21 protein-coding genes and 1 riboswitch are annotated in these 22,627 nt (G+C 74.6%); of the genes, 11 read left to right on the forward strand and 10 right to left on the reverse strand.

The genetic code is table 11. The annotated features are described in order from the left end of the window. The first annotated feature begins 40 nt into the window (after window positions 1-40). The 4 genes from ACIQOW_RS27890 (at window position 41) to ACIQOW_RS27905 (ending at window position 3,754) form a co-directional block, all read left to right on the forward strand. Window positions 41-913: a hypothetical protein gene (locus ACIQOW_RS27890; protein WP_401089430.1), complete on the forward strand. Its 873-nt coding sequence runs from the start codon at window positions 41-43 to the stop codon at window positions 911-913. Further along, on the forward strand, window positions 910-1,809 hold the full coding sequence (locus ACIQOW_RS27895) for a hypothetical protein (protein WP_401089432.1): 900 nt from the start codon (window positions 910-912) through the stop codon (window positions 1,807-1,809). The genes ACIQOW_RS27890 and ACIQOW_RS27895 overlap by 4 nt, the downstream gene beginning before the upstream one ends. Further along, a complete protein-coding gene (locus ACIQOW_RS27900; RefSeq protein WP_401089434.1) occupies window positions 1,806-2,879 on the forward strand; it encodes a hypothetical protein in 1,074 nt (357 codons plus the stop codon). Before ACIQOW_RS27895 ends, ACIQOW_RS27900 begins: the two co-directional genes overlap by 4 nt. 197 nt (window positions 2,880-3,076) lie before the next feature. Further along, window positions 3,077-3,754, forward strand: a complete 678-nt coding sequence (locus ACIQOW_RS27905; RefSeq protein ID WP_401089436.1) for a hypothetical protein — start codon at window positions 3,077-3,079, stop codon at window positions 3,752-3,754. Between the two features lie 55 nt (window positions 3,755-3,809). Here the strand turns inward: ACIQOW_RS27905 and ACIQOW_RS27910 are convergent, their stop codons facing one another. Next, window positions 3,810-4,709: an endonuclease/exonuclease/phosphatase family protein gene (locus ACIQOW_RS27910; RefSeq protein ID WP_401089437.1), complete on the reverse strand. Its 900-nt coding sequence runs from the start codon at window positions 4,707-4,709 to the stop codon at window positions 3,810-3,812. A 173-nt stretch (window positions 4,710-4,882) separates the two neighbouring features. Beyond that, window positions 4,883-5,512, reverse strand: a complete 630-nt coding sequence (locus ACIQOW_RS27915) for a M15 family metallopeptidase (RefSeq protein ID WP_401089439.1) — start codon at window positions 5,510-5,512, stop codon at window positions 4,883-4,885. A 142-nt stretch (window positions 5,513-5,654) separates the two neighbouring features. On the opposite strand from ACIQOW_RS27915, the gene ACIQOW_RS27920 reads away from it, so the two are divergent. Continuing rightward, entirely contained in the window at window positions 5,655-6,338 is a 684-nt protein-coding gene (locus ACIQOW_RS27920; RefSeq protein ID WP_401089441.1) for a response regulator transcription factor, read from the forward strand. After that, window positions 6,335-7,486, forward strand: a complete 1,152-nt coding sequence (locus ACIQOW_RS27925; RefSeq protein WP_401089443.1) for a sensor histidine kinase — start codon at window positions 6,335-6,337, stop codon at window positions 7,484-7,486. The genes ACIQOW_RS27920 and ACIQOW_RS27925 overlap by 4 nt, the downstream gene beginning before the upstream one ends. 57 nt (window positions 7,487-7,543) lie before the next feature. Here the strand turns inward: ACIQOW_RS27925 and ACIQOW_RS27930 are convergent, their stop codons facing one another. The 4 genes from ACIQOW_RS27930 to ACIQOW_RS27945 all read right to left on the reverse strand — a co-directional run bounded on the left by ACIQOW_RS27930 (window position 7,544) and on the right by ACIQOW_RS27945 (window position 10,171). Continuing rightward, a complete protein-coding gene (locus tag ACIQOW_RS27930; protein WP_401089444.1) occupies window positions 7,544-8,773 on the reverse strand; it encodes a serine hydrolase domain-containing protein in 1,230 nt (409 codons plus the stop codon). Window positions 8,774-9,051: 278 nt separating this feature from the next. After that, on the reverse strand, window positions 9,052-9,198 hold the full coding sequence (locus ACIQOW_RS27935) for a DUF6461 domain-containing protein (protein ID WP_401089445.1): 147 nt from the start codon (window positions 9,196-9,198) through the stop codon (window positions 9,052-9,054). 41 nt (window positions 9,199-9,239) lie between these two features. Further along, window positions 9,240-9,800 (reverse strand): hypothetical protein, encoded by a 561-nt coding sequence (locus tag ACIQOW_RS27940; RefSeq protein ID WP_401089447.1) that lies wholly within the window; start codon window positions 9,798-9,800, stop codon window positions 9,240-9,242. 125 nt (window positions 9,801-9,925) lie between these two features. Further along, window positions 9,926-10,171, reverse strand: coding sequence for a hypothetical protein (locus tag ACIQOW_RS27945; protein WP_401089449.1), 246 nt, complete (start codon window positions 10,169-10,171; stop codon window positions 9,926-9,928). A 448-nt stretch (window positions 10,172-10,619) separates the two neighbouring features. Here ACIQOW_RS27945 and ACIQOW_RS27950 point away from each other — a divergent pair, with 448 nt between their 5' ends. Continuing rightward, window positions 10,620-11,279: a hypothetical protein gene (locus tag ACIQOW_RS27950; RefSeq protein ID WP_401089451.1), complete on the forward strand. Its 660-nt coding sequence runs from the start codon at window positions 10,620-10,622 to the stop codon at window positions 11,277-11,279. 35 nt (window positions 11,280-11,314) lie between these two features. Here the strand turns inward: ACIQOW_RS27950 and ACIQOW_RS27955 are convergent, their stop codons facing one another. Beyond that, complete coding sequence (locus ACIQOW_RS27955; protein ID WP_188295404.1) at window positions 11,315-12,418, reverse strand: NADH:flavin oxidoreductase/NADH oxidase; 1,104 nt, start codon at window positions 12,416-12,418, stop codon at window positions 11,315-11,317. Window positions 12,419-12,567: 149 nt separating this feature from the next. Here ACIQOW_RS27955 and ACIQOW_RS27960 point away from each other — a divergent pair, with 149 nt between their 5' ends. Continuing rightward, window positions 12,568-13,038 (forward strand): NUDIX domain-containing protein, encoded by a 471-nt coding sequence (locus ACIQOW_RS27960; RefSeq protein ID WP_401089453.1) that lies wholly within the window; start codon window positions 12,568-12,570, stop codon window positions 13,036-13,038. 139 nt (window positions 13,039-13,177) lie between these two features. Here the strand turns inward: ACIQOW_RS27960 and ACIQOW_RS27965 are convergent, their stop codons facing one another. Further along, window positions 13,178-14,569: an MFS transporter gene (locus ACIQOW_RS27965; RefSeq protein WP_401089455.1), complete on the reverse strand. Its 1,392-nt coding sequence runs from the start codon at window positions 14,567-14,569 to the stop codon at window positions 13,178-13,180. Between the two features lie 855 nt (window positions 14,570-15,424). Here ACIQOW_RS27965 and ACIQOW_RS27970 point away from each other — a divergent pair. Together ACIQOW_RS27970 and ACIQOW_RS27975 are read left to right on the forward strand one after the other, a co-directional pair. Next, window positions 15,425-19,309, forward strand: coding sequence for a phosphodiester glycosidase family protein (locus ACIQOW_RS27970; RefSeq protein WP_401089457.1), 3,885 nt, complete (start codon window positions 15,425-15,427; stop codon window positions 19,307-19,309). A gap of 132 nt (window positions 19,310-19,441) precedes the next feature. Beyond that, window positions 19,442-19,527, forward strand: a riboswitch (ZMP/ZTP riboswitch). A 47-nt stretch (window positions 19,528-19,574) separates the two neighbouring features. Then, on the forward strand, window positions 19,575-20,435 hold the full coding sequence (locus ACIQOW_RS27975) for a bifunctional 5,10-methylenetetrahydrofolate dehydrogenase/5,10-methenyltetrahydrofolate cyclohydrolase (protein WP_401089710.1): 861 nt from the start codon (window positions 19,575-19,577) through the stop codon (window positions 20,433-20,435). A gap of 20 nt (window positions 20,436-20,455) precedes the next feature. Here the strand turns inward: ACIQOW_RS27975 and ACIQOW_RS27980 are convergent, their stop codons facing one another. Then, a complete protein-coding gene (locus ACIQOW_RS27980) occupies window positions 20,456-21,181 on the reverse strand; it encodes a dienelactone hydrolase family protein (protein WP_401089458.1) in 726 nt (241 codons plus the stop codon). Window positions 21,182-21,382: 201 nt separating this feature from the next. On the opposite strand from ACIQOW_RS27980, the gene ACIQOW_RS27985 reads away from it, so the two are divergent. Next, window positions 21,383-21,688: a hypothetical protein gene (locus ACIQOW_RS27985; protein WP_401089460.1), complete on the forward strand. Its 306-nt coding sequence runs from the start codon at window positions 21,383-21,385 to the stop codon at window positions 21,686-21,688. A gap of 71 nt (window positions 21,689-21,759) precedes the next feature. Here ACIQOW_RS27985 and ACIQOW_RS27990 read toward each other — a convergent pair whose 3' ends face one another. After that, window positions 21,760-22,554 carry a pyridoxamine 5'-phosphate oxidase family protein gene (locus ACIQOW_RS27990; protein ID WP_401089462.1) on the reverse strand — a complete coding sequence of 265 codons (795 nt, stop codon included), beginning with the start codon at window positions 22,552-22,554 and terminating at the stop codon, window positions 21,760-21,762. Between the last annotated feature and the right edge of the window lie 73 nt (window positions 22,555-22,627).

Raw genomic sequence — 22,627 nt, forward strand, 5'->3', positions numbered from 1 at the left:
CGCCACCCCTTCCTCTCCTCCCTCCTCTGGAGCCACTTCCGTGACCACCGAACCCGCGGAGCCGGCACCCGCCGAGCCCGCCGCGTCCGGGCCCGCTGAGCCTGCCGTGCCCGCTGCGCCCGCCGCGCCCGCTGTTCCGCCGCCGCCTGCCGCGCCGCCCGCCGCCCCGCCCGTCGCGCCCGGCGCCGGCGAGTCCGCCGCCCCGGCCGAGCCGGTGCGGGAGGCCCCCGCGCCCCGCGCTCCGCGCCGCCCCCGCCCGGTGCTGCTGACCGTCTGCGCCCTGGTGCTGGGCACCCTGGCAGGCGGCGGCGTCGGCTACGCCGTGCAGGCCCAGCGCCCGCCCACGCCGCTGCCGCCGCTCCAGGCCGCCCGCCCCTCCTATCCGGCCGAGACCGTCGACGCGGCCGCCCTCGCCGCCGAGCAGCCCAAGCCGCTCGCCATCGACGGCGACCTCACCAAGCTGCTGATCAGCGCGCCCGAGGGCAGCACCTCCTGGGAGGACTACCCGGACAAGCCGAGCTGGATCTCGATCGGCGAACTCGCCGAGCAGAGCGGCAGGGCGGCCGAGCGGTTCAAGGACCTCGCGTCGACCGGCTTCCGGCGCGCGGCCGCGGTGGACTGGAAGAAGGACGACGTCAAGTACCGCGTCCAGCTGGTCCAGTACACCGCGGACCACGCCGACGAGGCGAAGGCCGTCACCTGGCCCCAGACGTTCGCCGAGAACGCCAACGGCGGCTACAAGGTGTACCCCGAGGCCCACCACTGGGCCGAGACCACCGAGCAGTACTACTACGGCCAGGCCATCGCCAAGCGCGGCACGGTGCAGATGACGGTCGAGGTCTTCGCCCCGAAGCCGGTCAACCCCGACACCCTCAAGGACCTCGCCAAGCGGCAGTGGGAGCGGCTCGCATGAACGACGACACCGTGACCACGGCCGCCGCCCCCGGCACGCCCGAGCCGGCCCCCGAGGCCCGGCCCGTCCTGACCGGCCCGCCCATCGGGTCCGTTCCGCCCGGCAGGTCCGTCCCGCCGCTCGGGTCCGTCGCCCCCGCCGCCCCCGCCGGGCCGAACCCCGCCCCCCGCCGGCTGCTGCGCGCCGGCGCCGCGACCGCCGCCGCCGCGCTGGTCGGCGTGGCCATCGGCATCGGCATCATCAAGACCCAGTACGACGACCCCGCGCCGGCCACCGCCGCCGCCCCGTCCACCGCTCCCACCCCCACCGCGACCGCCACGCCGTACGGCGCCAAGTCCAACGGCAGCCACTTCGGCTCGCTGCGCGACCTGCTGCTGCCCGTCCCGGCCGGCTACGAACCCGGCCCGGACGACAGCGGCTACGGCAACGACACCGAGTTCAACGGCGAGCAGCTGTCCGCCGAGCTGGACGCCGAACTCCAGCAGCTCCCCAAGGAGAAGCGCGACAAGATGCGCTCCTACTGGGAGGGCATGCACGTCAAGGCCACCGGTGTGCGCACCTACCGCGCCTCCGGCGACGACCTGGTGATCGGCCTGAAGCTGCGCCAGTTCAACCAGCAGGAAGTGCAGCGGATCAACGAGTACACCGCGGTCTTCACCGGCGACACCGGCCTGTTCCGGATCGGCCCGTCCATCCCCGGACACCCCGAGGCGCACTGCTACCTGATGCCGGCGCCGCCGTCCGCGCCGATCGACTACCTGGAGTGCTCGGCCGCCGAGGGCGACCTCCTGGTGATCATGAGCGCCGAGGGCGTGGCACCGCTGCCCAAGGACAAGATCGTCGCCCTCTTCACCCTCCAGCTCGAACGCCTCGCCCTCCCGGGAGCAGCCGTATGACCGACCACGTCACCCCGTCGGCCGCCCCCGGGAACGAGCCGGGGAGCGCGCCCGAGGCCGATCCGGTCCTGGCGGCGCTCGCCGCGCCCGTCGCCGTCCCCGTGGACCCCGCCGTCCTCGCGGAACAGGAGGCCCGCCGCACCCGCCGCCGCAAGGCCGCGGTGCGCTGGAGCTGCGCCGCCCTGGTGTTCGCCCTCGCCGGCACCGGCACCGCCCTGGCCGTCACCGCGCCCGAGCGCACCGACCTGCCGGGCCTGGCCACCGCGGGCGACGGCCGCTACACCTTCGCGCCGCTGACGCTGCCGCCGCTGCCCTCGGGCAAGAGCGCCCCGGACGACAAGGGCACGTCCCCGCACTACGCGGACCTGCGCCACCTGCTGCTGCCGGCGCCCAAGGAGGCCGGCGGCTCCCTGACCCCGCCGGTCTTCCCGGCGCCCACCCCCACCCCCTCGGCCCCCGCCACGCCCTCGGCCCCCGCCACGCCCTCGGCCCCCGCCACGCCCTCGGCGTCCGCCACGCCCTCGGCCCCCGCCACGCCCTCGGCGTCCGCCACGCCCTCGGCGTCCGCGACGCCCCCGGCGTCCGCCACCGCGTCCGCCACCGCGCCCGCGCCCGGCTCCGAACCCGGCCAGTGGGCGCCCTGCGACGCGATCGCCGAGGAGCAGCAGGACGCGGTCAAGATGCGCGCCCTGCTCCTGGCGGACGCCTGCCGCGCGGCCACCGTCCGGGAGTGGACGGCCTCCGACGGCACCCGCACCCAGATCCGGCTGCTGCGCTTCGGCTCGCACCGGGAGTCCTGGGACGCCTTCGCCTCGCTGCGGAACAAGGCCCGCCCCAAGGCCGCCGAGGACACCAGGACCACCGCCCACGACGACTGGGACACCGTCGACGGCATCAAACTCACCACCGTGGAGTCGACCACGACCGGCTCCAGGGGCGCCCCCACCGCGCGCTTCGCCTACCTCTCGGCCTCGGACATCCTCGCCGTCGTCACCATGACCAACCCCGCCGGCGTTCCCATGGCCCCGTTCCGACAGGTCGTCACCCTCCAGTCCGACCTGCTGCTCTGACCCCGTCTCACCCGACCCGGCCGGGCCGGCGTCCCCACCCGGGGGCGCCGGCCCGCCGCGCGCGCGGGCGGCGTACGGGCCGCGCCGGCTTCTGGAACAGGATCGGGATATTTCCCGCACCAGCCCGTGAACGACCCCGACTTACGGTGATCACACAGCAGAGACCGGTACCGCCCGAACGACCGCAGGAGCACCCCATGCGCACGCGCCGCCTCGTCCTCACCGCCGCCGCCGTCACGGTGATCGCCGCCGCCGCGACGGCCTGCGGGCCGGAGAACAGCGACACCGCCGCCCCTGCCGCCGGCGGACCCGCGGCCACCGCCGCGCCCACCGCCGGGGCGCCCGCCGGAGCACCCGCCCCGGCCGCGCCGACGGGGGCCGCGCCGGCCGGGGCCGCCCCGACGAAGAGCGCCCCGCCCAAGTCCCCCGCCGGTTCCGGCGCCGCCTCCGCCCCGGCCGGCGACAAGAGCGGGTACGGCCAGGTCTGCGGCGCCAACGACCTGGACCTCGGCGCGAAGACCGAGACCCAGGCCGGCGGCTACATCCTGATCTCAGCCAAGGCCAAGTCGGGCATCACCTGCACCCTCCCCGCGGGCCACCCCGTCATCGCGTTCGGTTCGGGCGGCATCGAGGCGACGCCCGTCGAGCACACCGCCGGGGAGCAGATCACCCTGAGCGGCGCCAAGACCGTGTACGCGGGCATCATGGCCAAGACCACCAAGGGCAACCAGGCGGTCCAGTACACCGACGTCATCATCGGCATCGGCAACCCCGACCCGAACCCGGTGAGCGTCCCGGTCGGCACCACCCCGGTCGACAAGCCGGCTGTCACCAACTGGCACACCCTGCCGAAGGACGCCGTGCCGATCGCCTGACGATTCGTCAGAACATGCTGTGCCGTCAGTCCTTGAGCCGTCAGTCCTTGAGCCGTCAGTCCTTGAGCCTCGCCGCCACCGGGCGGTGGTCGCTGGGGGTGGCGGGCAGGGTCCAGGTGGCGGTGGCCGGCAGGCCCCGGGTCAGGACGTGGTCGACGCGGGCCAGCGGGAAGGCCGCCGGCCAGCTGAAGCCGAAGCCGGTACGGGCCGGGGTGAGCCGGCTGGTGAGCGGGGCGAGCGCGCGGTCGTCGGCGGCCGTGTTGAGGTCGCCCAGCAGCAGGACGCGGCGCAGCGGTTCGCCGTCCAGCGCCCGGCCGAGGGCGGCGAGGTCGCGGTCGCGGTGGGCGGTGGCGAAGCCGGTGACGGTCGGGCGCACCGACGCGAGGTGGACGACGTAGACGGCCAACGGGCCGCCGGGGGCCTGGACTTCGGCCCGCAGGGAGCGGTTCCAGCCGGGGTCGATGACCAGCCGCCGGGAGTCCGTCACCGGGTAGCGGCTCCACAGGGCGACGGTGCCGGTACGGGCGTGGTGCGGCAGCGCCCGGTCCAGCACGCTCCGGTAGGCGGGCAGCGCGGCGTCGGTGACCTCCTCCAGCGCGACCAGGTCGGGGCCCGCGGCGAGCAGCGCGCGGGCGGTGCCGGCCGGGTCCGGGTTGGCGGCGTTCACGTTGTGGGTGACCACCGTCAGCCCCGGCCCGCCGGAGCCGCCCGCCGGCGCCCCGCCGGACAGCAGCAGGGGACCGAACACCACCGCCCACACCACGGCCAGCACCCCGCCCGCGCAGGCCGCCGCCGGGGCCCGGCGCAGCGCCGCGCACAGCAGGGCCGCCACCGCCACCAGGCCGCTCCAGGGCAGGGCGCTCTCCCACAGACTGCCCAGGCCCAGGCCGAGCTCCGGCACCAGCCGGTGGCCGCCCAGGGCGAGGGCGGTGAGCAGCCCGAGCGCGGCGGGCACCAGCCCGCGCCGCCACCGGGGGACGGAGCGCCACGCGGGGGCGCTCCCGGGCGCGGCCCGCCGCCGGAGGAAGGCGCACGGCCGGGGTGCGGACCGCCGCCGGTGCGGTCGGTGCGGCTGGTGTGGCCGGTGCGGCCGGTCGGCGTGCGGGGCGGCGGTCACGGCGGGCCCGCTCATCCCGCGGCGTCCGGCAGCGGCGCCGGGCAGGTCCCGCCCGGCCGGGTGAGCAGTTCGAAGTGCCAGATCTCGTTGGCGTACACCTGGCACAGCCCGTACCGGGCGCCGTGCCGGATGAGCCAGTAGTCCGCGTCGGTCGGGCCGACGTCCACCGCCTTCCCGCTGACGTGCGCGGACTTCTCCGGCGTGTTGACGAACTTCCTGGCCTGCTCCACGCTCCCGTACCTGGTCACCGCCCGGTCCAGCAGCCGCTGCTGGTAGGCCTTGTTGCGCCAGCCGGAGGTGACGGTCATCTCGATGCCCTGGGCCCGGGCGTCGCCGGCCGCCTGTTGCAGGGCTTCGAGCAGCGGCCCGTCCAGGTTGCCCACGGCCGGGGCGTGGGTGTCGAAGGGGCTCAGCGTCCGGCCGTCGGGTATCTCCCCGTCCGCCTCCGCCCCGGCCGTGGCGGGCTGGGCGGCGACGACGGTGGCCGCCAGGGTGCGCAGGACGGCCCCGGTGCCCGGCGGGTCGGCGGCGCACGCCCCGACCAGGGCCAGCGCCGCCGCCGCCGAGGCGCCCACGGCCAGCCGCCGCCGCTTGCCCCGCACCGCCGGTGCCGTCGCCGCCGCTGTCTCCGGCGTGTCCATCGCTGCCTCCCACTGTGTTCGTCCGTTGCCGGACCATTGGAGGAAAAGCGGTGTTGCGAGGACGTCTGCGCGGGCCGATACGTTTTCGATAGGCCACATCGGGTCCAATGGGACGCGAACGGCGAGGACGGGAGAACAGCGCGTGCGGGTCCTGGTGGTGGAGGACGAGATCTACCTCGCGGAGGCGGTCCAGGCCGGCCTGCGACTGGAGGCGATGGCCTGCGACATCGTCACCGACGGCGACGCGGCGCTGGAGCGCCTGGCCGTCCACAGCTACGACGTCGTCGTCCTCGACCGTGACATCCCCGGCACCCACGGCGACGACGTCTGCCGCAGCATCGTCGGGCGCGGCCTGGGCTGCCGGGTGCTGATGCTCACCGCCGCCGCCCGCCTGAACGAGAAGGTCGCCGGCTTCGAACTCGGCGCCGACGACTACCTCACCAAGCCCTTCGACCTCGCCGAACTCGTCGTCCGGCTGCGCTCGCTCGCCCGCCGCCCGGCCCAGGCCGCCCCGCCCGTCCTGGAGTACGCCGGACTGCGCCTGGACCCCTTCCGCCGCGAGGTCTACCGGGACGGCCGCTACGTGGGCCTGTCCCGCAAGCAGTTCGCCGTCCTGGAGGTCCTGATGACCGCGCGCGGCGGCGTGATCAGCGCCGAGGACCTGCTGGAACGCGCCTGGGACGAGAACGCGGACCCCTTCACCAACGCGGTCCGCATCACCATCTCCGGCCTGCGCAAACGCCTCGGCGACCCGTGGGTGATCCAGACCGTGCCGGGCGTGGGCTACCGCCTCACCGCCCCCGGCGGGGAAGACGGCCCGAGGTGAACGAGCGCGACGACCGTCCCCGTACCGAGCGCCCGCGCCGCCTGACCGCCCGGATGCGCCTGACCCTCAGCTACACCCTCTTCGCCGTCACCGCCGGCCTGCTCTCCCTCGCCGTCGTCTACGTCGGCATGCGCTACATCCCGAACTACCCCCTCACCTCCTCCAACCCGCGCTACCGCTCCGACGCCCCCTCCCGCCAGGAGATCCTGGACTCCCTGCTCAGGGCCGGCGGCTACGCCCTGGCCCTGCTGACCGCCGTCGGCATGGCCGGCGGCTGGCTGATCGCCGGCCGGGTGCTGCGCCCGCTCCAGGACATCACCGGCGCCGCCCACCGCGCCGCGAGCGGGGCACTGGAGCACCGCATCGCCCTCACCGGCCCGCGCGACGAGTTCACCGACCTCTCCGACGCCTTCGACGAGATGCTGGCGCGCCTCCAGCGCTCCTTCGAGGCCCAGCAGCGCTTCGCCGCCAACGCCTCCCACGAACTGCGCACCCCGCTGGCGATCACCAGCACCATGCTCCAGGTCGCCGCCGCCGACCCGGCGGGACAGGACTGGGGAAAGCTCGTCGCCCGCCTCCAGGACACCAACCGCCGCGGCATCGAGATCAGCGACGCCCTGCTCCAGCTCGCCGACCTCGGCCACGCCCCGCCCGACCTCGCCCCCACCGACCTCGCCGCCGCCACCGGGCAGGCGCTGACCGCCGTCCGCGACGAGGCCGCGGCCCTCGGCGTCACCGTCACCGCCGACCTGCGCCCCGCCCCGGCCACCGGCAACCCCGTCCTGCTGCGCCAGGCGGCCGTCAACCTGCTGCACAACGCGCTGCGGCACAACCTGCCCGGCGGCGGGCAGGTCACCGTCACCACCGGGACCGACCCGCGCCGGCCCGGGCGGGTGCGCCTCACCGTCGCCAACACCGGCCCGCGGCTGACGCCGGAGGCCGTGGCCACCTTCACCGAACCGTTCCTGCGCGGGCGCGGACGCACCGCCGAGACCGACCCGGCCCGCCGCGGCCACGGCCTGGGCCTGGCGATCGTGGCCGCCGTCGCCGACGCCCACCACGGCGAACTCCACCTCACCCCCGAACCGGCCGGCGGCCTGCGGGTCACCCTCGACCTGCCCGGCACGGGGGAGGGCCTCGGAGGGTGAGGCGGGCGCCGGCCGTTCGGCTCCGGCCGGTCGGCTCCGGCCGCTCAGCTGGGGCGCTCAGCTCCGGCCGGTGCAGGTGCCGGCGTGGACGAGGTCCTGCCAGGCCCGCCCGCCGGCCGCCGGGTCCGAGGTGTCGTAGAAGGTCACCGACACGGAGAACTGGCGCTGCCCGTCCGCGGAACCGAACATGCCGGTGCTGTAGCCGGGGATGCCGCCGGTGAGGCCCCAGAACAGTCCGCAGGGCGTGTCGTAGCGCTGGAGGCCGAGCCCGTAGTCCTTGCCGTCGCCCAGGCCGGTGGTCCGCTGCATCTCGGCGAGTTCGGCGGGGCGCAGCAGCGTGCCGTTCAGCAGGGCGGCGACGAACCGGTCGAGGTCGGCGGCGGTGGAGATGCCGCTGCCGGCAGGCCCGGCCCAGGAGGGGTTCTCCAGGGTGACGTCGGCCGGACCGGTGGGCAGCGGGAGGTAGCCGTGGGCGTGCGGGCCCGGGACGAACGGGGAGCTGACGGGCATGGAGGTGCCGGTCAGGCCGAGCGGCCGGACGATCCTGCGCTCGACCTCCGCGCTCCAGGTGTGCCCGGTCACCTTCTCGATGATCATCCCGGCCAGGACGTAGTTGGTGTTGGAGTAGTTCCAGGCGGTGCCGGGCGCGGCGGGTGACGGGAGCCGGTTGGCGATGTCGACCAGGTCCTGGGCCCGGTAGTCCTTCCACCGGCCGCGCTCCGCCCAGGCCGGATCGCCGAAGTCGAACGCCGGGTCGCTGGTGTGGTTGGGCAGGCCGCTGGTGTGGTCGAGCAGTTGGCGCACCGTGACGACGGCGCCGGTCGGTATCTCGCCGGGCAGGTAGCGCTCGACCGGATCGTCCAGGCCCAGCCGGTGCTCACCGGCGAGCTGGAGGACCACCGTGGACACGAAGGCCTTGGTGACGCTGCCGATGCGGAAGCGGCCGTTCTCGTCGACCGGCGCGCCGGTGGCGAGGTCGGAGGTGCCGGCCGCGCCCGTCCAGGCGGGGCGGGAGCCCTCCCGGACGGCGCCCAGCGCGGCCGCGGCGCCGCCCTGCTTCACCAGCGCGGCCACGGCGGCGTCCAGGGGGCCGCGGTCCACCCGGGGGGTGCCGCCCCGGGCGGCCGGGCCGCCCTGTGCCGCCGCCGTTCCCGCCGTCGCCGCAGGTGCCGCGGTGGCCGCAGGTGCCGCGGTGGCCAGCAGGCCCGCGCCCACGAGCGCCGCCACGGCCGCCCGGAGCCGGCGGCGCGATCCCGCCGTGCCGCGCTCCGACCGAACCGACCGCATGCCGCGGTTCCCCGTCATGTGCCCCGCCCTTCCGCACGGGCGGAGCCCTGTCGGCGCCCGCCCCCTGCGTGACAGCCTGTCAGCCGGGCCGGGAACCGGTCCTCCGCCGCAGGTACCGTCGGCGCCCGCTCCGCGCCGCGCTGCCTCCCCCCGCAGGGGTAGGCCTCAGGCCGGAGGCGGCCCGCCCGGCGGCGGGAGTCCGACTTCCCTTCGCCGCACCGGAAGTCGGCCCGGCCGACTTCCGGCGCGGGTGGCCGCCGAGGACATCCGCACGCGGTTCAGTCCCAGGGCTCCTCGACGGTGCCGGTGGCGAAGGAGCCGCCCTCGAAGAGTTCAGGGCCCAGGCGGACACCGGTGAGGTGCTCGGCGAGAGCCGGAGCCGTCTCGATCCTGCCGCGGTATCGCGTCGCGTCGAAGTCCGGCACGGCGGCGAGGCCGGCGGCGGAGGCCGGCGGCCAGGCGGCGGTCAGCCCGACGTGGACGGGGTGCCGGGGCGGTCCTCCTGCCGTGCGATGGTCTCCGCCCACTGCGGGAACCGCGCCACGGGTACCGCGGGCGAGGCGGCGAAGTCGGGGCGCAGCGCGGCCGCGGGGAGGAACACGGCGCGGCAGCGCCGGCACAGCCAGGTCGCCCGCCACACCCGGTGGAGCTTCTGCCACTGGTCGTAGGTCCGCGGCCACTGGCCGGCCGTGTCACCGCGGCGGCTCCGGTGGTCGGAATGGACGGTGAGCCCGATGCCCAGCAGGATCGCGGCGACCAGGAACGCGCCGTAGCGGTAGCCGAGTTGGTACGCCATGTCGGAGCTGCCGCCGCCGTCGCCGGAGAACAGCCCACGCAGTCCCAGCAGGCCGAACAGGCCGGCCAGGACGAAGAGGGTGATCGCGGCCCCGGTCGTGCCCCCGGGTTCGGACGGCATCGACAGCAGCTCCCGCGTCGGCGGGTCGAGGGGCCGGTCGGAGTCCAACAGGGCGTTGCGCACGGCGACGGTCCCGTCCGCCGCGGCGCACGTCGGGCAGGTAACGCTCATCGAGGTGTGACTCCGGAGGTGACGCGGGTGTACACGGAAGAGCCCGTAGTACAGCACAGGGGTCTGACCACCCGTGTGACCGGCCCCGCGACCGGAAACGGGGAGGCGTCACACCCGACGCGTCGTCACGCGGGGATCCAGCGGGGCCACCAGCCGGGGACGTTGCCGGCCGGACAGAGACCGCTGTCGCTGACCGTTCCGGGAACGGTGCCGATCCAGGCGAACTGGCACCAGGTCATCGCGAGGAGCGCGAACAGCGCGACGGCGACAGGAACCAGTGAGGAGATCCTCCTGCGGCCCGGCCGCCGGGCAAGGACCCAGGCGGCCCGGTAGGCGGCGAGTGCGACGGCGCCTCCCGCGGCAACGGACAAGGGGAGTTCGTAGGGCCGGACACCACCCCAGTCCACATGCTCGTCCTGGTACGAGCCGCAGTACCTGCGAGCCGCGTCCGAGAGCGCCCACGAGCCGGCCCCTCCGGCCAGTCCCACGAGGGCCACCAGGCAGCCCGGCATACGGCTTGTCCCCGAACGGTCGTTCATCTCCACAAGGACACCCGGCGGCACGCGGTGGTTCCCGGTCGCCGGCCACCGGCGCGGCGACCACGGCAGAACCGTAGGACTTGGAGTGCGCTCCAACTCAAGTCCGACACTCCGCCCCGCCTCAGCAGGAAGATTTGCGGCCGGGACGCCCTGAAGTGGGGTCACCTCACCGGGCGGAGCTGAAAGATTTCCTGTGGGCGCACCGTCAGAAGGGGCGGAAGGGCTCCGGGGTAGCGTTGTCCGTCCCGCCCCGCCCCGAGTTTCGTGAGAGGGAGCCGCCGTGGCCCCGAACGTCTTCCGCAGTGGCATCGGAGAGCTGCTCCCCGGCCGGGGGCCGGACGGGCTGAGGGTCTGGAGCGTGGCCGAGGCGCCGAGGAGCGCGCTGTTTGGCGCGCCCGTCGAGGCCGCCATCCTGCTCGAAGGCACCGACGACCTCGACCGGGCCGATCTGCCCCTGGTCGGCGAGGTGCTCGGCAGGATCGACCACTACCTGGAGGCGGGGCTCCGCTTCGTGCGCGAGGCGGTGGAGGCCGACCCGGCCTTCTTCGGTCTCACCGAAGCGGAGGCGCGGCCCTTCCGCGGCCTGCCCGTCGCGGACTTTCCGCTGGATCTCCCGCAGCTCACCTTCCACCTCGACGAGTGGCACCTGCGTTTCGCCGAGGGCCGCCTGCCCATCTGCGACCCCTACGGCCTCGCGGTCGTGTTCGACGGGCAACGGCCGCTGAGGGTGGAGGACTTGAGCGACGCCGAATCCGTTGAAACCGATGAAACCGCTGAATTCGTTGAAACCGCTGAAACCGAAGCCGAAGCCGAAGCCGCTGAAACCGAAGCCGAAGCCGAAGCCGCTGAAACCGAAGCCGAAGCCGAAGCCGAAGCCGAAGCCGAAGCCGAAGCCGCCGACGCCGGTGGCGTCGACGGCTCGGGGCGGCCGGGCGCCTGAGTCGCCCCGGGCGCCCGCTCGGGGCGGAGCCGGTGTCAGGCGCGGTGGTACGGGAGGGGTGTGGCGACCTCGCCGCCGAGTTCGGCGGCGGCGCGGCGGGCCCAGTAGGGGTCGCGCAGCAGTTCGCGGCCGATCAGCACGGCGTCGGCGTGGCCGTCGGTGAGGACGGCCTGGGCCTGGGCGGGGTCGGTGATCAGGCCGACGGCGGCCACCGGCAGGTCGGTCTCGCGGCGGACGGCCTCGGCGAAGGGCACCTGGAAGCCGGGCGCGGCCTCGATCCGGGCGTCGGGGACGATGCCGCCGGTGGAGACGTCGAGCAGGTCGACGCCGTGGGCCCGGAGTTCCTTGGCGAGGCGGACGGTGTCCCGGGAGGTCCAGCCCTCGCGGCCGTCCTCCGGGTTCTCGGTGATCCAGTCGGTCGCGGAGACGCGGAAGAAGACCGGCAGGTCCTCGGGCCACACCGAGCGGACGGCGTCGACGACCTCCAGCGCGAAGCGGATGCGGCCCTCGAAGGAGCCGCCGTAGCCGTCGGTGCGGCGGTTGGCCGCGGGGGAGAGGAACTGGTGGACCAGGTAGCCGTGGGCGCCGTGGACCTCGGCGACCTGGAAGCCGGCGTCGAGGGCGCGCCGGGCGGCGTCGGCGAACTGGCGCACGATCTCGCCGATCTGCTCCTCGGTCAGCTCCTCCGGGGTGGTGTGGGCGGGCGAGAAGGCCTCGGCGCTGGGGCCGACCGGCGTCCAGCCGTGCTCCTCGCCGGGGGCGACCGGGCGGCCCCGGTCGACCCAGGTGCGCTCGGTGGAGCCCTTGCGGCCGGCGTGGGCGAGCTGGATCGCCGGGACGGTGCCCTGGCTCTTCAGGAAGGAGGTGATCCGGCGGAAGGCCGCGGCCTGCTCGTCGTTCCAGATGCCGAGGTCGTACGGGCTGATGCGCCCCTCGGGGCTGACCGCGGTGGCCTCCGTGATGATCAGCCCGGTGCCGCCGGCGGCGCGGGCCGCGAGGTGGGTGAAGTGCCAGTCGGTCGGGACGCCGGCCGCGTCCCCGTCCGGGACGGCGCTGTACTGGCACATCGCCGGCATCCAGATCCGGTTGGGGACGGTCAGGGCCCGCAGGGTGAGCGGGGTGAAGAGAGAGGTGCTCATGTCGGACTCCCGGTGGGGTCGGCGCCAGGACGAAGGGGCGGTCATGCAACTTTTGCAACTGCATCTACATTCGCGAACAATAGTTGCACGTGCAGAGACTTGCAAGGGTGTTCCGCCGGGACACCCTCCCACCTGCGACAATCCCCTCCATGATCGACCCCGCAGCCACCAGCACCCCGACCGCCGAAGCCACCCAGGCCGCCGAAGCCGCCGCAGCCACCCCGACCGCCCCGCTCACCGTCGCCGCCGCCGCGATCATCCGGGACGGCAGGCTCCTGGTCGTCAGCAAGCAGGCCGCCCCCGAGGTCTTCTACCTCCCCGGCGGCAAGCCCGACCCCGGCGAGGACGCCCTGGCGGCCCTGACCCGCGAACTGCGCGAGGAACTCGGCGCGGCCCCGGTCGGCCCCCGCCACCTCACCGACATCCGCGCCACCGCCGCCCTCGAAGGCGTCCCCATGCTGATGACCGTCTTCACCGCCGGCCTGGACCGCGAGCCCGCCCCCGCCGCCGAACTCGCCGACCTGCGCTGGACCGACGGCCGCGACGACACCCTGTGTCTGGCCCCCGCCGTCCGCGACCACCTGCTGCCCCTGCTGCGCGAACGCGGCGACCTGGCCTGACCGCTCCGGGCATGAGGGAACGGCCCGGGGGAGCGGGCCCGGGGTAAGCGGCGGACGGCGCCCCGTGACGCCGGACGGCGCCGCCCGGGAGAACCGGGCGGCGCCGTCGAAGCCGTACGCGGCGGTAGTGAACCGGCCGTCAGCGCGCCGTCTGCGGCACGCGCTGGGCCGGGACGGAGCCCCGGGCGGTGCGCTGGGCGGCGGCGGAGGCGGGGGCGGCGCCGAGGGCGGTGCCCCGGGTCTCCTCGGCCCACAGGGCGCAGACCAGCAGGCCCAGGGCGGTGACCCCGGCGGCGATCAGCATGGTCGGGCCGGTGCCGAGCCCGGTCAGCGACAGCGGCAGCAGGTAGGTGCCGACGGCCGCGCCGATCCGGCTGACCGAGGTGGCCACGCCCACGGCGGTGGCCCGGATCTCGGTGGGGAACAGCTCGTTGGGGTAGGTCCAGTCGAGCACGTTGGGCCCGCCGCACAGGAACGCGTACGCGCACAGCGCCAGCAGGGCGACGGCGGCCGGGGCGGTGGGCCACACGCCCAGCAGCGCGAGCGGCACGGTCATCAGCGCGAAGGACCAGATGATGACGGGCCGGCGGCCGCGGGTGTCGATCAGGCGCAGCGCCGGGTAGCAGCCGAGCAGGAAGACCAGGCTGATCAGGCCGGTGCCGAGGGTCTCCATCACGGTGCCGCCCGGCATGCCGAAGGAGGAGAGGATCTGCGGGCCGAAGGTGAGCATCGCGAACAGCGGGGCGACCTGGCACAGGAAGAACAGTCCGCAGAACAGGGTGCGGCGCCGGTAGGGCGGGGTCATCAGCAAGCGCAGTCCGGTGGGAGCGCCGCGCTCGGCCGGTTCGGGCATCAGCTCCCGGCCGTCGACCTTGACCCCGAGGTGCTTCTCGACCACGCGCACCGCGTCGCCGACCCGCCCGTTGGCGGCCAGCCAGCGCGGCGACTCCGGCGAGCCGCGGCGGATCACCAGGAACACCACGCACAGCACCGTGGAACTCGCCAGCATCCAGCGCCAGCTGCCCGGGCCGGCCAGCTCCAGGAACAGGTAGCCCACCACGTAGGCGAGCACGGAGCCGGCGTACCAGGCGATGATCTGCTGCCCGAGGAGCCGGCCGCGCTGCTTGGACGGCAGCCACTCGGCGAGCAGTGAGGTGGCGATGGGGTAGTCGGCGGCCACGGCCATGCCGAGCACGAAGCGCAGCACGGCGATCGCCCACACCGTGTCCACCCAGAAGGAGAGCACCGAGCAGGCGACCATCACGAGCAGGTCGGCGGTGTACATCACCTCCCGGCCGATCTTGTCGGTCAGCACGCCGAAGAGCGCGCCGCCGACGAACATGCCGACCAGCGCGGCGGCGCCGATCAGGCTGACCTCGGCGGTGGACAGCCCGAGCTCAGGGCGCATCCCGATCAGGGCGACGCCGACGATGCTCAGGATGTAGCCGTCGAGCAGGGGCCCGCCCGAACAGGCGAGGGCCAGCCGACGGTGGAACGCGGTATACGGGGCGTTGTCGATGGTCTGGGACATGTGCTGGGGGTCCTCCGGAGCGTACGGCGCGCACTGCGCACCGTGCGCCGGGTAGACGGCAGGGAAAGACGCCGCCCACCTCGGACGGCGCCACCGCCCGGTCACAACGGGCGACCGTCCACGGTTGCCCCGCCTCCATGGGGCCGCCACCGGGCCGAAGGTCGAGCGGATTCATGACCAAGGTCCCGAAGCGGACGGGCCGTTCGCCCGTGCCGGAACGGCGCTCGGCCAGTCCTGCCGGGGCCCTCGCCACCGGGGGCCGCCGGCGGGCGCCGGAGGTGACCCTTCTCACCACGTGGCCCCGGCGGCCCCGGAACTGTGGCCCTTCCCACAGCGGGGCCGTGTCCGTGCGTACGGGAACGATCCCGCTGTGTCACCGCCGAGGCGTCGGTCGGGGCCCACCGGTGGCGGTTCGCGAGTCCGCCGTGCAGCCCGTCGCGCGGCCCGTCCGGCGCATGACCCCGGGGCCGACGTGCTCCTCGATCCCGATCGCGCGCAAGGGGACGACACCTTCCTGTGCGGCTCGTCCCGGAGGGAGCGAACAGCACGGTGGGCAGCCGAGACGGACCGCGAGTCCAGAATCCCGGACCCCGGCGCAGCGGCCGGGCCCCGTCCGCTTCATGGCGGTACGTCAGCTTTCCCGCCGGATCCGCCCGCCGGATCCCGCCTCCTGTTCGCGGCCCGGAGCGGGCCGGTTCACCGGGCCGTGGACTGGAGGCCGTCCGTGCACGGTTGGCTTCCTGCGACCTGGGAGGACACGCCCCCGGGTTGCACCGTCCGCGGGCGAACGGCCGATCCGGCGCCCCGCACGCCGCCGGAAGACCCCAGCCCGCCGCCGTACGAGGAGAGCCCCACATGTCACCCCCACCCGCCACCACCGCGCCCGCGCCCACCGCGCCCACCGGCACCCGCACCCGCACCCGCCGGCGCGGGCTGGGCGCGCTCGCACTGGCCACCGCGCTGGCCGCCGGCCTGCCCGGCCTCGCCACCCCCGCCTGGGCCGCCCCCGCACCCGCCCCGGCCAAGGACGCGGCCAAGCCCGCCGACCCCGGCCTGGTCCTGGACCGCCCGGGCGAGTCGGTGGTCACCCGCCGCGACGTCACCCCGATCGCCCCCGGCCTGACCATGACCTCCTTCGACCGCCTCGGCGGCGCCGGCTGGATCCGCGGCAAGGTCCTCGTCGCCGACCTGGACACCAAGGGCCTGAGCGTCGACTACCTGTCCTCCGGCAAGGTGACCACCCGCCAGACCGTCACCGAGATGGCCCGCGGCGCCGGCGCCGTCGCCGCGATCAACGGCGACTACTTCGACATGAACGCCTCCGAAGCCCCCCTCGGCGTCGGCGTCTCCCGCCAGGACGGCCTGATCCAGGCCCCCGTCGAAGGCTGGAACCAGGCCGTCACCGTCGGCACCGACGGCCTGGCCCGGATGGCCCAGGTCTTCCTGGAGGGCCACGCGAGCCTGCCCGGCGGCCGCGAGGCCACCCTCACCGGCGTCAACACCTACGGCCTGCCCGCCGACGGCATCGGCGTGTTCACCCCCGCCTGGGGCGACGCCACCCGCGCCCACGTCGCGAACGGCTCCGCCGAGGTCGTCGAGGTCGAACTGCGCGACGGCAAGGTCACCGCCGTCCGCGACACCCTCGGCGCCGCCGTCCCCGAGGGCGCCACCGTCCTGGTCGGCCGCGACGCCGGCGCCCGCACCCTGCGCGACCTCAAGCCCGGCGACCAGGTCTCCGTCGGCTACCGCCCGCGCGCCTCCTTCGGCGAGGTCGCCGTCGCGGTCGGCGGCTACCAGGTCCTGGTCGCCGACGGCGTCGCCCAGCGCTCCGGCGAGAACGACGGCAACGAACTCAACGCCCGCACCGCCGTCGGCTTCTCCGCCGACAACCGCCGCATGTACCTCGTCTCCATCGACGGCCGCCAGGCCGACAGCCCCGGCATCAACCTGCCCGACCTCGCCGTCCTGATGCGCGACATGGGCGCCCACAACGCCCTCAACATGGACGGCGGCGGCTCCGCCGCCATGGCCGCCCGCCTGCCCGGCGCCGGCCAGGCCGGCACCGTCAGCAACCCCTCCGACAACGGCGGGGAACGCGCCGTCGCCAACGGCCTCGGCCTGTTCTCCACCCCCGGCTCCGGCCGGACCAAGGGCTTCCGGCTGCGCCCCGCCGAGACCGTGGACACCGCCGCCCGCGTCTTCCCCGGCCTGCACCGCACCGTGCGCGCCCTGCCCCACGACGAGGCCTACGGCGCCGTCACCGCCACAGTGCCCGCCACCGCCTGGTCCACCGCCACCGGCGCCAAGGTCACCGTCGAGGGCCGCGGCCTGGACGCCGTCGTCACCGGCCGCGAATCCGGCCCCGCCGAGGTCGCCGTCACCGCCAAGGGCGCCGACAGGTCCGTCCTGCCGCTCACCGTGCTCGGCCCCGCCGTACGCATCACCGCCGGCAACGAACCGATCGGCCTCGAAGGCACCGGCACCACCGCCGGCCTCACCGTCACCGGCTACGACGCACTCGGCCACGCCGCACCCGTCGAAGCCGCCGACGTCAAGGTCACCGGCGGCGAGGGCGTCGTCGAGGCCGGCGCCGCCGCCGACGGCACCATCACCCTCAAGGCCCTGGCCGACGGCAGGTCCGCCACCCTCAGACTGACGGTCGGCACCCTGGAGACCGCCGTCGCCGTCACCGTCGGCATGACCGAGAAGCCCTTCGCCGACTTCTCCGACGCCGCCGCCTGGAAGTCCGGCAACGACCGCGCCCCCGGCGGCTCGGTCGCCCCCGCCGCCGGCCCCGACGGCACCCACGGCCTGCGCCTGACCTACGACTTCACCCAGTCCACCGGCACCCGCGGCCAGTACGCCATCGCCCCCGAGGGCATCGTGCTGCCCGGCCAGCCCCGCTCCGTCAGCATGTGGATCGAAGGCGACGGCAACGGCGCCTGGCCGCGCGTCCAGTACCGCACCGCCGCCGGCGTCACCGCCAACCTCGACGCCCCGATGGTCACCTGGAACGGCTGGCGCAAGGTCGAATTCCCCATCCCCGCAGGCGTCCAGTACCCGCTGACCTTCCAGCGCTTCCGCCTCATGGAGACCGGCGCCGCCCGCTCCTACAGCGGCGCCCTCACCCTCGCCGACCTGCGCGTCAAGGTCGCCCCCGACGTCGAACTGCCCGTCCAGCCCAAGGTCACCGACCCCGTCGTGCTCACCCACGGCACCGTCGACGGCCGCCAGTTGCGCGTCGCCGTCATGTCCGACGCCCAGTTCATCGCCCGCAGCCCCGACAGCGACATCGTCCAGGCCGCCCGCCGCACCCTGCGCGACATCGCCGCCGCCAAGCCCGAACTGCTCGTCATCGACGGCGACTTCGTCGACGAGGCGTCCCCCGCCGACTTCGCCCTCGCCCGCAAGCTCCTCGACGAGTTCGACCAGCTCACCGGACGCACCATCCCCTGGCACTACGTGCCCGGCAACCACGAGGTGATGGGCCCCGGCACCATCGACAACTTCAAGGCCGCCTTCGGCGACACCACCCAGGTGTTCGACGTCAAGGGCACCCGCTTCGTCACCCTGAACAGCTCGCTCGGCACCCTGCGCGGCAGCGGCTTCGACCAGATCGCCACCCTGCGCAACGCCCTGGACGGCGCCGCCAAGGACCCGTCCATCACCGGCCTGCTGCTCTTCGAACACCACCCCACCCGCGACCCGCTGCCCGACCAGGGCAGCCGGCTCAGCGACCGCAAGGAAGCCGCCCTCGTCGAGCAGTGGCTCGCCGACTTCCGCACCAAGGGCAAGTCCGCCGCCATGGTCACCGGCCACGTCGGCGCCTTCCACGCCCAGAGCATCGACGGCGTCCCGCACCTGATCAACGGCAACTCCGGCAAGGGCCCCGCCTCCGAACCCGACCGCGGCGGCTTCACCGGCTGGACGATGCTCGGCATCAACCCCACCGCCGGCAAGGTCACCGACCCCTACGCCGTCACCGACGACACCTCCGCCTGGCTGCGCGCCGAGGTCCGCGCCCGCGCCGACGCCGTCGACCTCAAGGCCCCCACCGCGCTCGGCCTGCTCGAAGCCGCGCCGGTCAACGCCACCTTCACCCAGGACGGCGAGCGCACCGTGCCCGTCGCCTGGCCCGTCACCGCCCAGTGGGGCGGCACCGGCGTCCACATCGGCACCGCCGCGAGCGCCCCGCGCGGCGCCCTCGCCGCCTACGACCCGGCCACCGGCACCCTGACCGGGCTGCGCCCGGGCCGCGGCACGCTGAGCGTCACCGTCGGCGGGGTGAAGGCCGAACAGCCGCTCACCGTCGGCGCGGTGCCCGCCTGCACCACCACCGTGCGCGGCAAGCACTCCTCGCTCGCCGTCACCGCGGGCGTCACCTGCCTGGAGGGCGCGAGCATCGACGGACCGGTCCTGGTCCAGCCCGGCGCCGCCCTGATCGCGGTGGACTCCACCGTCAACGGCCCGCTCTCCGCCCGCGGCGCGAGCACCCTGGTGCTGACCGACACCACCGTCAACGGCCCCGTCGCCGTCAGCGGCACCACCGGCACCACGGCGATCCTGCGCGGCACCGTCGCCGGGCCGCTGCACGTCGCCCTGAACAAGGGCGCCACCCTGCTGGCCGGCACCACCGTGCGCGGCCCGCTGGACTGCGCCGGCAACACCCCCGACCCGGTGAACGGCGGCATCGCCAACACCGTGAACGGGCCGAAGGGCGGTCAGTGCGCCAAACTATGACGGATCGTCAGAAATGAACGGTCGGAAGTGAATCTCCAGTGGTGCACCGCAGGCCCGGACCGCTCCTCGCGGCCCGGGCCTGCGGCCTTCCCGGAAACTTTCGAGCGGGAACCGTCCGTACGGGCTATCGTGGTCGCGGGCCGTGACTGGCGCTGAGGTGGAGAACCACCGGGGAGCGGCCTGACACCCCGTCGATGCCGTGCGCCTGGGCACCCATTGTGGAGCTCGGGAGTGGCACGTGGTGCAGACACAGCAGGCGCGGCTGATGAACGGCACGGATCTCGCCCGCCGGATCATCGAGACCAGCGCGGCAACCGCCGAGGACATCCGCCACCGCACCGGCACGTCGCCGTGCCTGGCGACCGTCCTGGTGGGGGAGGACCCGGCCTCGGTCACCTACGTCCGGATGAAGCAGGCCCGTTGCGCGAAGGCCGGCATCCGCTCGCGGCATGTCGCCCTCCCCGCCTCGGTGAGCACCGCCGGGCTGGTGGAGGCCGTCACCGAGTTGTCCGAGGACCCGGACGTGCACGGCATCCTGCTCCAACACCCGGTCGGGCCGCACCTCGACGAGCGCGCCGCGTTCGAGGCGATCGCCCCCGGCAAGGACGTCGACGGGGTCACCACGCACTCCTTCGCCGCGACGGCCTTCGGACTGCCCGGCTTCGTCTCCTGCACGCCCGGAGGGATCATGCGCCTGCTGGACGAATACGACGTCGACCTCACCGGCAAGCACGCCGTCGTGGTGGGACGCAGCCCCATCCTCGGCAAGCCCGCCGGCCTGCTCCTGCTCGGACGGGACGCCACCGTCACCTACTGCCACTCCCGCACCGTCGGCCTGCCCGCGATCGTGCGCGAGGCCGACGTCCTGGTCGCCGCCGTCGGCCTCCCGCGCTTCATCGAGGGGGCGGACGTCAAGCCCGGCGCCGTGGTGGTCGACGCGGGCTACAACCCGGGCAACGTCGGGGACGTCGACTTCGGGACCGCCCGCCATCGGGCGAGCCTGATCACCCCCGTGCCCGGCGGCGTCGGCCCGATGACCATCGCCGTCCTCCTCGCCCAGACCGTCGAGGCCGCCGCACGCCAACTCGCCCTGCCTGCACCGGCCCCCGCTCCCTCCAGGCCCTGACGCTCCGCCCCGCCCCCGGTTCACTCCGTCACGGGCAGGCACTCCGCGAGCAGGCCGACGATGTCGCGCCACGCCCGCCGCGCGTGCAGCGGGTGGTGGCCGACGCCGGGCAGCACCTCCTGGTCGACCATCGGGTGGTGGAAGGCGTGCAGCGCGCCGCCGTAGACCACCAGGCGCCAGTCGACGCCCGCGTCCTGCATCTCGGCGGCGAAGGCCTCCCGCTGCGCGGGCGGCATGATCGGATCCTCCGACCCGACCCCGGCCCACACCGGGCAGCGGATGCGCGCCGCCTCGCCCGGGCGGCCCGTGGTCACCGCGTTGACCGTCCCGATCGCCCGCAGGTCGACCCCGTCGCGCCCGAGTTCCAGCACGACGGCGCCCCCGGTGCCGTAGCCGATGCCGGCGATCCGCTCGGGGTCGGTCCGGGGCTCGGCCCGCAGCACGTCCAGTGCCGCATGGCCGATGTCCCGCAGCCGCTCGGGGGCGGCGAGCAGCGGGAGCACGTGCGCCAGCATCTCCTGCGGATCGGTGAACCAGCGCCCGCCGTTGATGTCGAACGCCAGCGCCACGTACCCCAGTTCGGCGAGGGCGTCGGCGCGGCGGCGCTGGAAGTCGTTCAGGCCAGGACCCTCGGGCCCGACCAGCACCGCGGGCCCGCGGCCGCTCCCGGCGGGCAGCGCGAGGTGCCCGACCATCGTCAGTCCGTCGGCGGGGTACTCGACCGTGCGTGTGGTGACCGTCGTCATGTCACCGGACTGTAGTGGCGGTTGGGGTCCATGCGGGCCCGCCTTGGCTGTCGGCAGAGCGGCGGGCCGTGGCGCCGTACGCCGCGGCTGCCCACGCAAACGGGAGGGCCGACCGCCAGTTGTGTCACCAGTGGGTACATCCGGTCGCATCTTCGGCATGCTGACCGCACACGTGATCCGGATACGGCAAGGGAGATGGCCATGCGTCGAATCGCGGCTCTGGGTACGGGGGCGGCACTGCTGGTGGCCGCCGGTGTGATGGCGGCGCCGGGGGCGTCGGCGACCTCGTACTGCAGCACCACCCAGGGGACGAACTGGGGGTCGGTGAGCTGCCAGACCACCGCCACGAAGAACCACTGGCAGCTGGTGCTGGTCTGCAACAACGACAACGTCAAGGGCAACCAGACGACGGTCCTCGGCTCCTGGCACATGGGTATCGGGACCGACACCCTCTACTGTCCGACCGGCTACAGCACGGCCTACACCAAGGTGAACAACGACAACTGACCTGCCGGGCAAGGGTGTTCGGCCCCCAACATCGAAGGCGGGGGCCGACACCCTGCCCACGGTGCCGTGTCCTACGTGGCCTTGTGGTTCTTGACGAGGTCCTGGACGGACTTGGGGACGGGGGTGCCCTGCTTGACGCGCTTGTCGGGGACGGGGTCGCCGTAGGTCTGGTGCAGGGCGAGGACACCGCCCCAGGCGTTGGGGTAGTCCCAGTCCCGCTGGGTTTCGTGTTCGGGCCCGTCGGGGTGGGTCGCCAGTTTGGCGTGAACGGTCGTGCCCTCCTCGCCGAGGTCGACGGAGAGGACTCCGGTGGTGGGGCTGTGCTGCCCGTCCGTGTTCAGGTCCTTGTCGTCGATGGGGCGCAGCTCGCTCCAGCGCCCGGGGATGATCTGGTCGCTCAGCGCTTGGAAGGCCTTCGCGCGCTCGGAGGGGCCGACCTTCCTGGCGACGCCGTTGACGACGACGGAGCGGTAGTTGAGGGAGGTGCTGATGGCCGCGCGTCCGACGACGAGGCCGTCGACGAGGGTGACGGCCAGGCTGACGGACACGCCGTCATCGCTCCACAGGTGCTTCAGCGAGACCGGGATCCCGGTCGGGTAGTAGATGGACCCGTGCAGGTAGAGGAGTCTCCTCCCACCTTCCTCGTGGTAGGCGTAGACCATGGGGACGCACCGCGGCCTGATCGTCAGCCGGTCGCCCGGAGTGCTGATCTCCAGGTGTGCGGCGGTGCAGACGAAGCCGGCCTTGAGGACGGGGGCCCAGTCCTTCGGGTCGGTGCTCACCTGCGTCCTCTTGATCGACACCGTGGCGTCCGACGGTCCTGTGGCGGTGCCCGGTTCCTGGGGCGTGGCGGGCGTGGTGGACATGGCGGCTCCTTCACGACGGGGGACGGGGGTGGCCCGGCTCCGCCGGCGACGGGAGCGGGCCCGGAACACTGGT

Source organism: Kitasatospora sp. NPDC091335, from assembly GCF_044757205.1.
Taxonomy (GTDB): domain Bacteria; phylum Actinomycetota; class Actinomycetes; order Streptomycetales; family Streptomycetaceae; genus Kitasatospora.

Bases quoted from the DNA above. Each gene is read 5' to 3' on its own strand.
- ACIQOW_RS27895 (WP_401089432.1), top strand. From the start codon at position 910: ATGAACGACGACACCGTGACCACGGCCGCCGCCCCCGGCACGCCCGAG.
- ACIQOW_RS27900 (WP_401089434.1), top strand. From the start codon at position 1,806: ATGACCGACCACGTCACCCCGTCGGCCGCCCCCGGGAACGAGCCGGGG.
- ACIQOW_RS27905 (WP_401089436.1), top strand. From the start codon at position 3,077: ATGCGCACGCGCCGCCTCGTCCTCACCGCCGCCGCCGTCACGGTGATC.
- ACIQOW_RS27915 (WP_401089439.1), bottom strand. From the start codon at position 5,512: ATGGACACGCCGGAGACAGCGGCGGCGACGGCACCGGCGGTGCGGGGC.
- ACIQOW_RS27930 (WP_401089444.1), bottom strand. From the start codon at position 8,773: ATGCGGTCGGTTCGGTCGGAGCGCGGCACGGCGGGATCGCGCCGCCGG.
- ACIQOW_RS27940 (WP_401089447.1), bottom strand. From the start codon at position 9,800: ATGAGCGTTACCTGCCCGACGTGCGCCGCGGCGGACGGGACCGTCGCC.
- ACIQOW_RS27955 (WP_188295404.1), bottom strand. From the start codon at position 12,418: ATGAGCACCTCTCTCTTCACCCCGCTCACCCTGCGGGCCCTGACCGTC.
- ACIQOW_RS27960 (WP_401089453.1), top strand. From the start codon at position 12,568: ATGATCGACCCCGCAGCCACCAGCACCCCGACCGCCGAAGCCACCCAG.
- ACIQOW_RS27965 (WP_401089455.1), bottom strand. From the start codon at position 14,569: ATGTCCCAGACCATCGACAACGCCCCGTATACCGCGTTCCACCGTCGG.
- ACIQOW_RS27970 (WP_401089457.1), top strand. From the start codon at position 15,425: ATGTCACCCCCACCCGCCACCACCGCGCCCGCGCCCACCGCGCCCACC.
- ACIQOW_RS27975 (WP_401089710.1), top strand. From the start codon at position 19,575: ATGAACGGCACGGATCTCGCCCGCCGGATCATCGAGACCAGCGCGGCA.
- ACIQOW_RS27980 (WP_401089458.1), bottom strand. From the start codon at position 21,181: ATGACGACGGTCACCACACGCACGGTCGAGTACCCCGCCGACGGACTG.
- ACIQOW_RS27985 (WP_401089460.1), top strand. From the start codon at position 21,383: ATGCGTCGAATCGCGGCTCTGGGTACGGGGGCGGCACTGCTGGTGGCC.
- ACIQOW_RS27990 (WP_401089462.1), bottom strand. From the start codon at position 22,554: ATGTCCACCACGCCCGCCACGCCCCAGGAACCGGGCACCGCCACAGGA.